Source organism: Aquabacterium parvum (assembly GCF_001447195.1).
Taxonomy (GTDB): domain Bacteria; phylum Pseudomonadota; class Gammaproteobacteria; order Burkholderiales; family Burkholderiaceae_C; genus Aquabacterium; species Aquabacterium parvum.
Map to the genome: position 1 here is coordinate 247,742 of NZ_LFRI01000341.1, position 12,784 is coordinate 260,525.

A 12,784-nucleotide genomic window follows, 5' to 3' on the forward strand; every position below is an offset into this window, starting at 1 on the left:
ACTTCTGTGATTTGCTGTGTTCTTGTTTCGCGCGTCCACGCCCTTCAGGCGTCGATGCGGGCGAAGGCCTCGTCCGAGGCCAGGGCCGTGAGGTCGAGTTCATGCCAGGTGCGCCCCTGGGCATCGATCATTTGCTGACCGATGAAGTGCGGCCGCCTCGCGTCCTCGACTTGAGGAACGGGCTGAAGGTTGGACGGGTTGCGCAGGCCCAGCAGGCGATCGATCAGCAGCGCGACGTTGACCTGCAGGCGGGCATTGAAGGCCACCAGCCGGCCAGCGTCACGCGGGGCGGCGCCTTCGGTCACGGGGCGCGGCGCGCGCTTGGCCATGCCCAGAAAGCTGGCCAGGTCGACCACGCCGTTGAGTTGGCCGCGCAGGTTGGCCACCCCCAGGAACCACTCGGCGCTGTGCGGCACCGGGTGAATGGTGGCGAGCGGAAAGATTTCACCGGACTGGTCCAGCGGCAACAAAAAACCGTGCCCGGCGATCTCGACGGCCAACCAGCTGCGCGTGGGCGCCTGCTCGCGCACCGTCTGCAGGCGCTCGGCCAGCCGTTGCTGCAATTCCCTGAGGGCTTCCTTGTTGGCCATCGAAGGTGCTCCGGATCAGCCGAAGGCCTTGATTTTGGCCAGCAGCTCGTCCGGGTTGACCGGCTTGACCACGTAGTCGCGAGCGCCCTGGCGCATGCCCCAGACGCGATCGGTCTCCTGGTTCTTGCTGGTGCAGATGATGACTGGCACGTTGGCGAAGTCCGGATCGCGGGTGATGGCGCGTGTCAACTGAAAGCCGTTCTGGCCGGGCATGACCACGTCCATGAGGATCAGGTCGGGCTTTTCTTCCTGCAGGCGCTTGAGCGCTTCTTCGCCATTCTCGGCGGTGCGCACCTTGTAGCCCTTCTTGGTCAGCAATTCCGACAGAACGTGAAGTTCGGTCTTGGAATCGTCAACGAGCAGGATTTTCTGGATGGACATGGCTAACCTCTTGTCGTTCGCCACTGCGCCCTCCCGTGACATGGCGCGTGGCGTGGATCTTCACATTCTGGGGACTTCGGGAGGTCGCACAGCCCGCTCGGCGCGGCCGCACCCCCCCTGGGGGCGTTCTATCGGTGTTCAGCGGTGTATTGAGCGACAGCCTGCAACAACTGGTCCTTCGTGAACGGTTTGGTCAGGTAGTCCTGCGAACCCACCATTCGGCCACGTGCCTTGTCGAACAGCCCGTCCTTGGACGACAGCATGATCACGGGCGTGTTGGCGAAACGCGGGTTGCGCTTGATGATGGCGCAGGTCTGATAACCGTCCAGCCTGGGCATCAGGATGTCGCAGAAGATGATGTCGGGGGCGTGGTCGTTGACCTTGGACAAGGCGTCGAAGCCATCTTCGGCCAGCACGACCTCGTAGCCGCCCTGCTTGAGGAAAATCTCGGCGCTGCGGCGGATGGTGTTGCTGTCATCGATGACAAGCACCTTCCGGGGCGCGGGGGCGTCGGGGTTCACGGATTCAGACACTGCAAACACTCCTCCATCTGGCCGACATGCCCTGAGGGCCATCGGGCAGCGTTTTCATGGTCGAGGGGCTCAGAGAGGCACCATCTCGAAATCGTCCTTGCGGGCGCCACATTCGGGACAGACCCAGTTCATGGGAACGTCCTGCCAGCGGGTGCCGGGGGGGATGCCCTCCTCTGGCAGGCCCGCAGCCTCGTCGTAGATCCAGCCGCAGATCAGGCACATCCAGGTACGAAACTCGCTCACGTTGGTTCAGACCAGCTTGAATACAATCAGGCCATTGTAGCCACGCCTTTTTTGTGTAAACCGCAGGGTTTGCCGGCAATGGCTCACGCTTCTTACACTGTTTACCCACCTGATGAACGCACTCCAGACCGGCCCGGACGAAGCCCAGCCCCCCACCGACCAGGACGGGGGTGCGCCAGCCTGCGTCATGAGCTTCAATGCCAACGACCCCAGCGGGGCCTCGGGCATCGGTGCGGACATCGCCACCGTGGCCGCCATGGGCGCCCACGCGCTGCCCGTGGTCACGAGCTTGCTGATCCGAGACACCGCCGAGGTGTTCGAGTCGGTCGAAATCGACCCGGAAGCCGTCATGGAGCAGGCCCGCTCTATCCTGGAAGACGTGACCGTCGCCTCCTGGAAGGTGGGCTTCCTGGGCAGCGCAGAGAACATCAGCGTGGTCGCCGAGATCCTGTCGGATTACCCCGACACCCCCTTGGTGGCGCACCTGTCCAACCTGTCGTGGATGGACGACGACGCCCAGATGGCCTACCTGGACGCTTACCGCGAGCTGATCCTGCCGGCCACGCACGTGCTGGTTGGCGCCCACCAGACCCTGACCGACTTCCTGCTGCCCGAGTGGGAATCCGAGCGCATGCCCTCGGCGCGCGAGCTGGCCGTGGCCGCTTCCGAGCTGGGCGCCAGCTACGTGCTGGTGACCGGCGTGCAACTGCCCGACCAGTTCATCGACAACGTGCTGGCCTCGCCGCAAGGCGCGCTGGCGGGCGAGCGCTTCGAGCGCTTCGAGGCCGGTTTCGTGGGCGCGGGTGACACCCTGTCGGCGGCGCTGGCAGCCATCCTCTCCAGCGGCACCGAGCTCGATGTCGCCGTGTCCGAGGCCCTGAGCTTTTTGGACCAGGCGCTGGACGCGGGCTTTCGCCCCGGCATGGGCAACGTCGTGCCCGACCGCTTCTTCTGGGCCCTGCCCCCGGGCGATGCCTCGGTGGATGGCGAGCCGCTGCCCGAGGGCAGCGAGCCGGGCCAGCCCACGCTCGACGACACCCCGCCGCCCTCTTCCCGCAACGTCCACTGACGTCCACCGACATGTCCCGCAACGCCCAGCTGTTCGAGCGCGCCCAGCGCGTCATCCCGGGCGGCGTGAACTCGCCCGTGCGTGCCTTCAAGGCCGTGGGCGGCACGCCCCGCTTCATCCAACGCGCCCAGGGCGCCTACACCTGGGACGCCGACGGCACCCGTTTCATCGACTACATCGGCTCCTGGGGCCCGATGATCCTGGGCCACGGTCACCCCGAGGTGCTCGAGGCGGTGCAAAAAGCAGCGCTGGAGGGTTTCTCCTTTGGCGCCCCCACCGAGCGCGAGATCGAGCTCGCAGAAGAAATCCTGAAACTGGTACCCAGCGCGGAGCAAGTGCGCCTGGTCAGCTCGGGCACCGAGGCCGGCATGAGCGCCATCCGCCTGGCGCGCGGCCACACCGGCCGCAACAAGATCATCAAGTTCGAGGGCTGCTACCACGGTCATGCTGACGCGCTGCTGGTCAAGGCCGGCTCGGGCCTGGCCACCTTCGGCCACCCGACCAGCGCCGGCGTGCCGGCCGAGGTGGTGCAGCACACCCTGGTGCTGACCTACAACGACATCGAGCAGATCGAGCAGGCCTTTGCCACCCAGGGCGATGACATCGCCTGCGTGATGATCGAGCCCATCGCCGGCAACATGAACTTCGTGCGCGCCAGCGTGCCCTTCATCCAGCGCGTCAGCGAGCTGTGCAAGCAGCACGGTGCCCTGTTCGTGTTCGACGAGGTGATGAGCGGGTTCCGTGTTGGGCTGGGCAGCGCCCAGGGCCTGTACGCGCAGCTGATCCCGGGTTTCCAGCCTGACATGAGCGTGTTCGGCAAGGTGATTGGCGGGGGCATGCCGCTGGCGGCTTTTGCCTCGAGCCGCGAGGTCATGTCCAAGCTGGCGCCGCTGGGCCCGGTCTACCAGGCCGGCACCCTCTCGGGCAACCCGGTGGCCACCGCCTGTGGCCTGGCCACGCTCAAGCTCATCCAGCAGCCAGGCTTTTTCGAACAGCTGTCGGCTCGCACACGCCAGCTGATGGGCGGCTTCGTGAAGGTGGCAACCGATGCCGGCGTGCCCCTGACCGCCGACAGCGAAGGCGGCATGTTCGGCTTCTTCTTTGCCCCCGAGCTGCCCCAGAACTACCAGGAAGTCATGGCGCGGGGCACCGACACCTTCAACCGCTTCTTCCACCTGATGCTGGACCAGGGCGTGTACCTCGCGCCGGCCATGTACGAAGCCGGCTTCGTCAGCGCCGCCCACACCGACCAGGACATCGCCGACACGGTCGCGGCCGCGGCCAACGCCTTCCGCCGGCTCTGAGGCCCCTTTTTCAAGCGACCCCATGCACATCCACATCCTCGGTATCTGCGGCACCTTCATGGGTGGCGTGGCCGCACTGGCCCGTGAGGCCGGCCACCGCGTGACCGGTTGCGACGCCGGCGTCTACCCGCCGATGTCCGACCAGCTGCGCGCCCTCGGCATCGACCTGATCGAAGGCTACGGCGTCGATCAGCTTGAACTCAAGCCCGACCTGTTCGTGGTTGGCAATGTGGTCAGCCGGGGCAACCCGCTGATGGAAGCCATCCTCGACGCGGGCCTGCCCTACACGAGCGGCCCGCAGTGGCTGAGCGAACACGTGCTGCAAGGCAGGCATGTGCTGGCCGTGGCCGGCACGCACGGCAAGACGACGACCACCTCGATGCTGACCTGGATCCTGGAGGCCTGCGGCCTGCAGCCCGGCTTCCTGGTGGGCGGCGTGCCGCAGAACTTCGGCGTTTCGGCCCGACTGGGCCGCAACGATGAGGCCTCGCGCCCCGTCGGCGGCCACCCCTTTGTCATCGAGGCCGACGAGTACGACACGGCCTTCTTCGACAAGCGCAGCAAGTTCGTGCACTACCACCCGCGCACCGCCGTGCTCAACAACCTCGAGTTCGACCACGCCGACATCTTTGCCGACCTGGCCGCCATCGAGACGCAGTTCCACCACCTGGTGCGCACCGTGCCGGCCTCGGGCCGCCTGGTGGTCAATGCCCGCGAAGAGGCCCTCGAGCGCGTGCTGACCCGCGGCTGCTGGAGCGACGCCGCACGCTTCGGCGTGCGCGGTGACACGCCAGGCTTTCGCGCCCGTGGCGAGCCCCATTCGTTCGACGTGCTCAAGGCCGGTGTGTTGGTCGGGCGCGTTGAATGGAGCCTGCTGGGCGAGCACAACCAGATGAACGCGCTGGCCGCCATCGCCGCCGCCGAAAACGTGGGCGTGCCGCCTCAGCAGGCCTGCGAGGCGCTTGGCCGGTTCGAGAACGTCAAGCGGCGCATGGAGGTCAAGGGCGAGGTGGGCGGCATCACCGTCTACGACGACTTCGCCCACCACCCCACCGCGATCCGCACCACGGTCGATGGTCTGCGCCGCAAGGTCGGGCCCGACGCGCGCATCATCGCGGTGTTCGAGCCGCGCTCCAACACCATGAAGCTGGGCACGATGAAAGCCCTGCTGCCCTGGTCTCTGGAAGACGCCGACCTGGCGATCTGTCACTCAGGCGGACTGGGTTGGGATGCAGGCGAAGCACTGGCCGAGATGGGCGAGCGCGCCTTGGTGGCCGACACCATCGACGCCGTGGTGGCCAAGGTGGTGAAGGTCGCGCGGCCGGGTGATCACATCCTGTGCATGAGCAACGGCGGCTTTGGCGGCATCCACGCCAAGCTTTTGTCGGCGCTGAGCTGAACCGAGGGCACCTCGGCGCCTGCCAGGCGTCGGGACGACCTCAGTCGGGTACCGACTCGGATTCGGGTGCCGTGGCCGACTCGGCGATGAGTTGGTCCAAGGGGATACGGGCGCCCGGGCGAAGCCCGAGTCGGGCCTGCGGCTCGAACGCATCGACCCGGTCCGTGATCAGGCCATCCAGACCGCCCGCCCAGAGGGTGTCTGCACGCTCGGCTTCGTTGACCGTGTAGGCCAACGCCTTGAGCCCTGCCTCGTGGATGATCTCGATGCGACGATCGCTCAGGAAGGCCTGGTGCACGACCAGGGCGCAGCAACCCATCTCGACCGCCTGCTCGACGGCCTCCGGGATCCAGCGATCGACCAGCAGGGCACGGGGCAGATCGGGTTGGGCGTCCCTCGCGGCACTCAGGGCCTCGACGCTGAACGAGCTCAGCAGCGGCTTGACCTCGGCCTGAGCCCACCATTGGGCGACCCGGTCGGCCACGGTGCGACCCGTGCGGACCTCATCGCCCGGCGAGGGTTTGATTTCCAGGTTCACCATCAGCCCCAAGGCCTGAAGCCAACGCGCCAGGCTCTCCAGGCGCAGCAAGGGCTCTCCGGCGTGGGACCGGCCATGCCACGACCCCGCATCCAGCCTGGACAAGGCGTCCCAGGTGAGCGCGCCGGCCAAGCCCTGCCCGTTGGTGGTGCGCTCCAACTCGGCATCGTGCAGCAGGAAAGGCTCCCCATCTGCACTCAGTTTGACGTCGCACTCGAACATCCCGAAACCATGATCGGCACCCAGGCGAAAGGCAGCCAGCGTGTTTTCAGGGGCCTGCGAGCCGGCGCCGCGGTGGGCAATCCAGCAAGGGTAAGGCCAAGGATCGAGTGGGGAGGTCGGCGTCGGCATGGGTGTCAGGATAGCGAAACCCCTCAAGCATGAAACGATCCACAGGGGGGTGTGAAGTGCCCTTTTCGCGGGAAGGGGTGGGTGGGGTGCGTTAACATCTCGCCTCAGGCGCGAAAACCACCCCCTCACCGCAGTGCCTGGGCGGCTTGCGTCGCCCCGGCTCCGTGGCGTTTTCATTCAGGAACCCGGCCAAAACTGGCCTTTCGCGCCCGGCGCCCTCATGAACGCACCCACCGAGCTGACCCACATGACCGCCCAGGTCGCCGACGGCCACGCCGACGGCCAACCCCGCCTGCGCGAGATCCCCTACAACTACACCTCTTTCTCGGACCGCGAGATCGTCCAGCGCCTGCTGGGCCAGCGTGCCTGGGAGGTGCTCAGCCTGCTTCGCACCGAACGCCAGACCGGCCGCTCCGCCCGCATGCTCTACGAGGTGCTGGGCGACATCTGGGTGGTGCAGCGCAACCCCTACCTGCAAGACGACCTGCTGAACACGCCCAAGCGCCGTGGCCAGCTGATCGACGCGCTCTATCACCGCCTCAGCGAAGTCAACAAGCGCCGCACCCCCGGCAGCGACGCCGGGCGCGACAAGCTGGTCGGCGAATTGCTCGAAGCCGCCGGCCAGGCCATCGACCGCTTCGCGCGCGCCTTCGAACAGATGGCCGACCTGCGCAAGCGGGCTGCCGAGGCCCTGCGTCGCGTCACCCGCGCCGACAACATCAAGTTCGATGGCCTCAGCCGCGTCGCCCACGTGACGGATGCCACCGACTGGCGCGTCGAGTACCCCTTCGTCGTGCTCACGCCCGACACCGAAGAGGAGATGGCGGGCCTGGTCAAGGGCTGCGTCGAACTCGGCCTGACCATCATCCCGCGTGGGGGCGGAACCGGCTACACCGGCGGCGCTGTGCCCCTGACCTGGAAGAGCGCGGTCATCAACACCGAAAAGCTCGAGCAGATGACCGAGGTCGAGCTGGTCGACCTGCCCGGCGTGCAGCACAAGGTGCCCACCGTCTGGACGGGCGCGGGCGTCGTCACCCAGCGCGTGGCCGATGCGGCCGAGCGCGCCGGTTACGTGTTCGCCGTGGACCCGACCTCGGCCGAGGCCTCGTGCGTGGGCGGCAACGTCGCCATGAACGCGGGTGGCAAGAAGGCCGTGCTGTGGGGCACCGCGCTCGACAACCTCGCCTCGTGGCGCATGGTCACGCCCAACGCCGAGTGGCTGGAGGTGGTCCGCATCAACCACAACCTGGGCAAGATCCACGACGTCGAGGTGGCGAGCTTCGAGCTGCACTACTACGCGGCCGACGGCAAGACCCACCTGCGCACCGAAAAGCTCGACATCCCCGGCCGCATCTTCCGCAAAGAAGGCCTGGGCAAGGACGTCACCGACAAGTTCCTGGCCGGCCTGCCCGGCATCCAGAAGGAAGGCTGCGACGGCCTGATCACCAGCTGCCGCTGGGTGGTGCACCGCATGCCCAAGCACACCCGCACGGTGTGCCTGGAGTTCTTCGGCAACCCGACCCTGTGCGTGCCCTCGATCGTCGAAATCAAGGACTTCATGTTCGCCGAGATGGCGCAACCAGGCGGCGCCATCCTGGCCGGCCTGGAGCACCTCGACGACCGCTACCTCAAGGCCGTGGGCTACGCGACCAAGAGCAAGCGCACGGTGGGCGGCAATGGCCTGCCCAAGATGGTGCTGATCGGCGACATCGTCGGTGACGACGAAGACCGCGTGGCCCGCGCCACCAGCGAGGTCATCCGCCTGGCCAACGGCCGCAACGGCGAAGGCTTCGTGGCCGTGAGCGCCGACGCGCGCAAGAAGTTCTGGGCCGACCGCAAGCGCACCGCCGCCATCGCCAAGCACACCAACGCCTTCAAGGTGAACGAAGACGTGGTGATCCCGCTGCCGCGCATGGGCGAGTACACGCTGGGCATCGAGCGCATCAACATCGAGCTCTCGCTGCGCAACAAGCTGGCCTTGCTGGATGCGTTCGACGCCTTCTTCAAGGGTGGCAACGCGGCGGTGGCAGCTTTCATGGGCAAGGCAGACGACCCGTCGGAGCTGCCCAGCGACGAGCAACTCACCGAGAAGGTGCAGGCGGCGCAAACGCTGCTGGCCCAGACGCGCGCCCGCTGGGGCTTCCTGTACCAGCACCTCGACACCCCGCTGGCCGACGTCAGCGGCGACTTGGTGGCCCTGGGCTACACCCAGCACCAGGACGGCACCTATGTGCCAGATGAGGCCACCGCTGGCCAGGGCACCGTCTTCAACCTGCTGCAGACGTGGAGCATCCGCGCCGGCTGGAAGAAGGAGATCCGAGAGCCGCTGGCCAAGGTCTTCAACGGCGCGGCGCTCAGCCCCGTCATCGACGAGCTCAAGCGCATCCACAAGCAGGTGCTGCGCGGTCGCGTGTGGGTGGCCCTGCACATGCACGCCGGCGACGGCAACGTGCACACCAACATCCCGGTCAACTCCGACAACTACGAGATGCTGCAAACGGCGCACGAAGCCGTGGCGCGCATCATGAAGCTGGCGCGTTCGCTCGACGGGGTCATCTCCGGTGAGCACGGCATCGGCATCACCAAGCTCGAGTTCCTGACCGACGAAGAGATCGCCAACTTCACGGCCTACAAGCTGAAAGTGGACCCCGAAGGCCGCTTCAACAAGGGCAAGCTGCTGCGCGGCGCGGCCCTCAAGGCCCTGGGCGATGACGTGCACGCCGCCGACCTGACCGAGGCCTACACGCCCTCGTTCGGCTTGATGGGCCACGAGTCGCTGATCATGCAGCAGTCTGACATCGGCGACATCGCAGCCAGCGTCAAGGACTGCCTGCGCTGCGGCAAGTGCAAACCGGTGTGCGCCACCCACGTGCCGCGCGCTAACCTGCTCTACAGCCCGCGCAACAAGATCCTGGCCACCTCGCTGCTGGTCGAGGCTTTCCTGTACGAAGAGCAGACGCGCCGCGGCGTGTCCATCCAGCACTGGTCCGAGTTCGAGGACGTGGCCGACCACTGCACGGTCTGCCACAAGTGCCTGACGCCCTGCCCGGTCAAGATCGACTTCGGCGACGTGTCGATGAACATGCGCAACCTGCTGACCAAGATGGGCAAGAAGAGCTTCCGCCCCGCTGGTGCAGCCGGCATGGCCATGCTCAACACCAACAACCCGCAGACCATCAAGCTGATCCGCACGGCGCTGGTGGACGTGGCCATGCCGCTGCAGCGCGTGGCCAACGACGTGATGAAGGTGGTGGCCCGCAAGCAGACCGACGCACCGCCGGCCACGGTGGGCAAGGCCCCGCTGAAGCAGGAAATCATCCACTTCATCAACAAGAAGATGCCGGGCGGCCTGCCCAAAAAGACCGCGCGCGCCCTGCTGGACATCGAGGACAAGGACTACGTCCCCATCATCCGCGACCCCAAGCAGACGACGGCCGACACCGAGGCGGTGTTCTACTTCCCAGGTTGCGGCTCGGAGCGCCTGTTCAGCCAGGTGGGCCTGGCCACGCAAGCCATGCTCTGGCATGCGGGCGTGCAGACCGTGCTGCCGCCGGGCTACCTGTGCTGCGGCTACCCCCAGCGCGGCGCCGGCCAGTTCGACAAGGCCGAGAAGATGATCACCGACAACCGGGTGCTGTTCCACCGCGTGGCCAACACGCTGAACTACCTGGACATCAAGACGGTGGTGGTCAGCTGCGGCACCTGCTATGACCAGCTGCAGGGCTACCAGTTCGACAAGATCTTCCCGGGCTGCCGCATCATCGACATCCACGAGTACCTGCTGGAAAAGGGCATCACGCTCAAGGGCAAGGACGCGTTCCTGTACCACGACCCCTGCCACACGCCCATGAAGCTGCAGGACCCGATGAAGACCGTCAAGGCCCTGGTGGGCGACGGCGTCATCAAGTCCGAGCGCTGCTGCGGCGAGGCCGGCACGCTGGCCGTCAGCCGCCCGGACATCTCCACGCAGATCCGCTTCCGCAAGGAAGAAGAGATCCGCAAGGGCGAGGCCGCGCTGCGCAACCAGGGCCTGCTGGGCGAGAAGGACAACGTCAAGATCCTGACCTCCTGCCCCGCGTGCCTGCAAGGCCTGAGCCGCTACGGTGAAGACACGGCCAACGGCCTGCTCGAAGCCGACTACATCGTCGTCGAGATGGCCCGCCAGATCCTGGGCGAGAACTGGATGCGCGAGTACGTCGACCGGGCCAACACCGGCGGCATCGAGCGGGTGCTGGTGTGAGTCCGATGACCGGTTGCGAGCTGTGCGAGCAGGAAGGTGGCATCCCCGTCTTCCGCAACGAAGCCCTGCGCGTGATCCGCGCGGTGGATGCCGACCACCCGGCCTTCTACCGCGTGATCTGGAACGCGCACGTGGCCGAGTGGACCGACCTGCCCCCGGCTGACCGCAGCCGCATCATGCAGGCCGTGGCCAAGGTCGAGACGGTGCTGCGCGAGCACATCAAGCCCACCAAGGTCAACCTGGCGAGCCTGGGCAACGTGGTGCCGCACCTGCACTGGCATGTGATCGCGCGCTTCGACTGGGACGCCCGCTGGCCTGCGCCGGTGTGGGCGCCCAAGCAGCGCGAGGTCGCGCAAGCCGAAGCTCGCCTGGCGCTGCCCCTGACCGAGCTGGACCGCCGCGTGGCCGAGGCGCTGCTGGCCGGCTGAGTTCAGCCGCCGCCGGGCACACCGCCCTCGGCACCGCCAGGGTCACCGCCAGAGACACCCCCACCCAACGGGCCTGCCTGAGCCACCGACAGCCCGTCTCGGGCCGCCGCCTGCATCAACTGCTGCTCCATCCGAACGTAATGGCTCACCATGTGCGCCAGGCCATCGACCAGCTCGTCGTATGAGATGGGCGGGTTCGGATCGGAGAGGTGCCGGATCACGGTGAACATGCCGGCGTTCACGAAGATGTAGCTCATGGCCGCGAAGCGCTGCATGCGCGCGTACTGCGGGTTGTGCAGCAAGTACTGCACGATGATGTCGCCCAGCAGGCGCGAGACCTCGGTCAGGTCCAGGCGGAAGTCGGCGTTGAAGATCACCCGGGCATAGCGCAGGTAGCGCTGCTCGTCGCGCAGCAGCAGGGCCTGCACCTCGTAGAGCAGCGTCGGGATGGCCTGCGTCAAAGGCGTGCGCACGATCCTGGGTGTCAGGGGCTGCAAGGTGCTGACCAGGTCGCGAACGAAGCGCTCCTGCATGGCCGCGTAGATGGCTTCCTTGTTGCGGAAGTACTCGTAGAGCGAGCCCACGCTGACGCCCGCGATGTCGGCGATGTGGGTGGTGGTGGTGCCGGCCAGGCCATGCCTGCCCAGGCTGATGTAGCCGGCGTCCAGGATGGCTTCCACGGTGGACTTGGCGCGTTGCTGTCGGGGGATGCGTGGCATGGCTGACGTGAAAGGATCCGAATTGAATCCGAATGAACATTCGGATCAAACTGTCAGCGATTATCGTGCACGTCAAGCAAACGTGCGCCCATCAGGAGACCACGCATGTCAGACACCGTTGCCACCCGCCCGCTCACTGGCGCCCAGGTGGGCATCCCCCCCGTCACATCGACTTTCGCTTTCCCCAGGCTTCTCAGCGGTATTTCTTTTACGACCAGAACCCGCTGGCCAGCCTGATGTTCGTGGTCTTCTCCGGCATCTTTCCGCCGGGCGAGCGCTTCTTCATGGAGTCGGTGCGCCACTTCCGCGACCGCATCACCGACCCGGTGCTCAAGGCCCAGGTCTCGGGCTTCATGGGACAGGAGGCCCTGCACGGCCGTGAACACGATCGGCTCAACGACCTGTTCCGCGAGCGCGGCCTCGACGTGGACCTGCCTGCTCGCTACGTGCGCTTCGGACTGCGCCAGCTCGAGCGCTTCTCGCCCCGGCTGCAATTGGCGTGCACCACCATGATGGAGCACTTCACCGCCCACCTCGCCGAGGTCTGGCTGACCGACGAGGCCCTGGCAAAGTCATCCGACCCGGAAATGCTGCAGCTTTGGTACTGGCACGCGCTCGAAGAGCTCGAACACAAGTCAGTGGCCTACGACGTTTTCGAGCTGATCGGCGGCACCCAGCGCGAGCGCAAGCAAGCCGGCTGGCTCGTGGGCATTTTTGTGATGCTGCCGGTGGTGGCCAGCTGGCTCCACCTGCTGATCAAAGAAGGGCAACTCTTCAACCTGAAAGAGAACCGGCGAGGCTTCAAGGCCCTGTTTGGCCCCAAGGCATTGATCAGCTCGGTGCTGCGCCACATGCCCAAGTTCTGGCGGCGCAAGTTCCACCCGCGCCAGCAGGCCACGCAAGCTCTGGAAGAGGCTTGGCGCAACCGGCTGTTCGGGCCGCAAGGCGAACTGCTCGACGCCTACCGCAATCCGAAGCCCTCGAACTGA

12 protein-coding genes are annotated in these 12,784 nt (G+C 66.5%); 6 read left to right on the plus strand and 6 right to left on the minus strand.

Annotated elements, in window-relative coordinates; all coding sequences use genetic code 11:
* Window positions 1–44 precede the first annotated feature (44 nt).
* From ABG80_RS12560 to ABG80_RS12575, 4 genes are all read right to left on the minus strand, one after another.
* On the minus strand, window positions 45–590 hold the full coding sequence (locus tag ABG80_RS12560) for a chemotaxis protein CheW (RefSeq protein ID WP_058087961.1): 546 nt from the start codon (window positions 588–590) through the stop codon (window positions 45–47).
* 15 nt (window positions 591–605) lie between these two features.
* Window positions 606–971 (minus strand): response regulator, encoded by a 366-nt coding sequence (locus ABG80_RS12565; RefSeq protein ID WP_058087962.1) that lies wholly within the window; start codon window positions 969–971, stop codon window positions 606–608.
* Between the two features lie 128 nt (window positions 972–1,099).
* Window positions 1,100–1,504 carry a response regulator gene (locus tag ABG80_RS12570; protein ID WP_235513842.1) on the minus strand — a complete coding sequence of 135 codons (405 nt, stop codon included), beginning with the start codon at window positions 1,502–1,504 and terminating at the stop codon, window positions 1,100–1,102.
* 69 nt (window positions 1,505–1,573) lie between these two features.
* On the minus strand, window positions 1,574–1,726 hold the full coding sequence (locus ABG80_RS12575; protein WP_058087964.1) for a rubredoxin: 153 nt from the start codon (window positions 1,724–1,726) through the stop codon (window positions 1,574–1,576).
* Window positions 1,727–1,859: 133 nt separating this feature from the next.
* On the opposite strand from ABG80_RS12575, the gene thiD reads away from it, so the two are divergent.
* The 3 genes from thiD to mpl are packed head-to-tail and all read left to right on the plus strand — an operon-like array spanning window position 1,860 to window position 5,519.
* Window positions 1,860–2,816, plus strand: coding sequence for a bifunctional hydroxymethylpyrimidine kinase/phosphomethylpyrimidine kinase (thiD, locus tag ABG80_RS12580; RefSeq protein ID WP_058087965.1), 957 nt, complete (start codon window positions 1,860–1,862; stop codon window positions 2,814–2,816).
* An 11-nt stretch (window positions 2,817–2,827) separates the two neighbouring features.
* Window positions 2,828–4,120 (plus strand): glutamate-1-semialdehyde 2,1-aminomutase, encoded by a 1,293-nt coding sequence (gene hemL, locus ABG80_RS12585; RefSeq protein ID WP_407638755.1) that lies wholly within the window; start codon window positions 2,828–2,830, stop codon window positions 4,118–4,120.
* Between the two features lie 22 nt (window positions 4,121–4,142).
* On the plus strand, window positions 4,143–5,519 hold the full coding sequence (gene mpl, locus ABG80_RS12590) for a UDP-N-acetylmuramate:L-alanyl-gamma-D-glutamyl-meso-diaminopimelate ligase (RefSeq protein ID WP_058087967.1): 1,377 nt from the start codon (window positions 4,143–4,145) through the stop codon (window positions 5,517–5,519).
* 40 nt (window positions 5,520–5,559) lie between these two features.
* Here the strand turns inward: mpl and ugpQ are convergent, their stop codons facing one another.
* Window positions 5,560–6,408, minus strand: coding sequence for a glycerophosphodiester phosphodiesterase (gene ugpQ / locus ABG80_RS12595; RefSeq protein WP_200964311.1), 849 nt, complete (start codon window positions 6,406–6,408; stop codon window positions 5,560–5,562).
* 220 nt (window positions 6,409–6,628) lie between these two features.
* On the opposite strand from ugpQ, the gene ABG80_RS12600 reads away from it, so the two are divergent.
* Both ABG80_RS12600 and ABG80_RS12605 read left to right on the plus strand, forming a co-directional pair.
* The gene (locus tag ABG80_RS12600; protein WP_058087968.1) at window positions 6,629–10,648 is read left to right on the plus strand and encodes a DUF3683 domain-containing protein; all 4,020 of its coding nucleotides are present in this window, start codon (window positions 6,629–6,631) and stop codon (window positions 10,646–10,648) included.
* Window positions 10,649–10,653: 5 nt separating this feature from the next.
* The gene (locus tag ABG80_RS12605; protein ID WP_058087969.1) at window positions 10,654–11,076 is read left to right on the plus strand and encodes an HIT family protein; all 423 of its coding nucleotides are present in this window, start codon (window positions 10,654–10,656) and stop codon (window positions 11,074–11,076) included.
* A 2-nt stretch (window positions 11,077–11,078) separates the two neighbouring features.
* On the opposite strand, the gene ABG80_RS12610 is transcribed toward ABG80_RS12605, so the two are convergent.
* Entirely contained in the window at window positions 11,079–11,795 is a 717-nt protein-coding gene (locus ABG80_RS12610; protein ID WP_058087970.1) for a TetR/AcrR family transcriptional regulator, read from the minus strand.
* 32 nt (window positions 11,796–11,827) lie between these two features.
* On the opposite strand from ABG80_RS12610, the gene ABG80_RS12615 reads away from it, so the two are divergent.
* Complete coding sequence (locus ABG80_RS12615; protein ID WP_152987614.1) at window positions 11,828–12,784, plus strand: metal-dependent hydrolase; 957 nt, start codon at window positions 11,828–11,830, stop codon at window positions 12,782–12,784.

Excerpts from the sequence above, each read along its gene's own strand:
- thiD (WP_058087965.1), top strand. The coding sequence starts at position 1,860 with ATGAACGCACTCCAGACCGGCCCGGACGAAGCCCAGCCCCCCACCGAC.
- ABG80_RS12605 (WP_058087969.1), top strand. The coding sequence starts at position 10,654 with ATGACCGGTTGCGAGCTGTGCGAGCAGGAAGGTGGCATCCCCGTCTTC.
- ugpQ (WP_200964311.1), bottom strand. The coding sequence starts at position 6,408 with ATGCCGACGCCGACCTCCCCACTCGATCCTTGGCCTTACCCTTGCTGG.
- mpl (WP_058087967.1), top strand. The coding sequence starts at position 4,143 with ATGCACATCCACATCCTCGGTATCTGCGGCACCTTCATGGGTGGCGTG.
- ABG80_RS12560 (WP_058087961.1), bottom strand. The coding sequence starts at position 590 with ATGGCCAACAAGGAAGCCCTCAGGGAATTGCAGCAACGGCTGGCCGAG.
- ABG80_RS12600 (WP_058087968.1), top strand. The coding sequence starts at position 6,629 with ATGAACGCACCCACCGAGCTGACCCACATGACCGCCCAGGTCGCCGAC.
- ABG80_RS12575 (WP_058087964.1), bottom strand. The coding sequence starts at position 1,726 with ATGTGCCTGATCTGCGGCTGGATCTACGACGAGGCTGCGGGCCTGCCA.
- ABG80_RS12565 (WP_058087962.1), bottom strand. The coding sequence starts at position 971 with ATGTCCATCCAGAAAATCCTGCTCGTTGACGATTCCAAGACCGAACTT.
- hemL (WP_407638755.1), top strand. The coding sequence starts at position 2,828 with ATGTCCCGCAACGCCCAGCTGTTCGAGCGCGCCCAGCGCGTCATCCCG.
- ABG80_RS12615 (WP_152987614.1), top strand. The coding sequence starts at position 11,828 with ATGAACATTCGGATCAAACTGTCAGCGATTATCGTGCACGTCAAGCAA.
- ABG80_RS12610 (WP_058087970.1), bottom strand. The coding sequence starts at position 11,795 with ATGCCACGCATCCCCCGACAGCAACGCGCCAAGTCCACCGTGGAAGCC.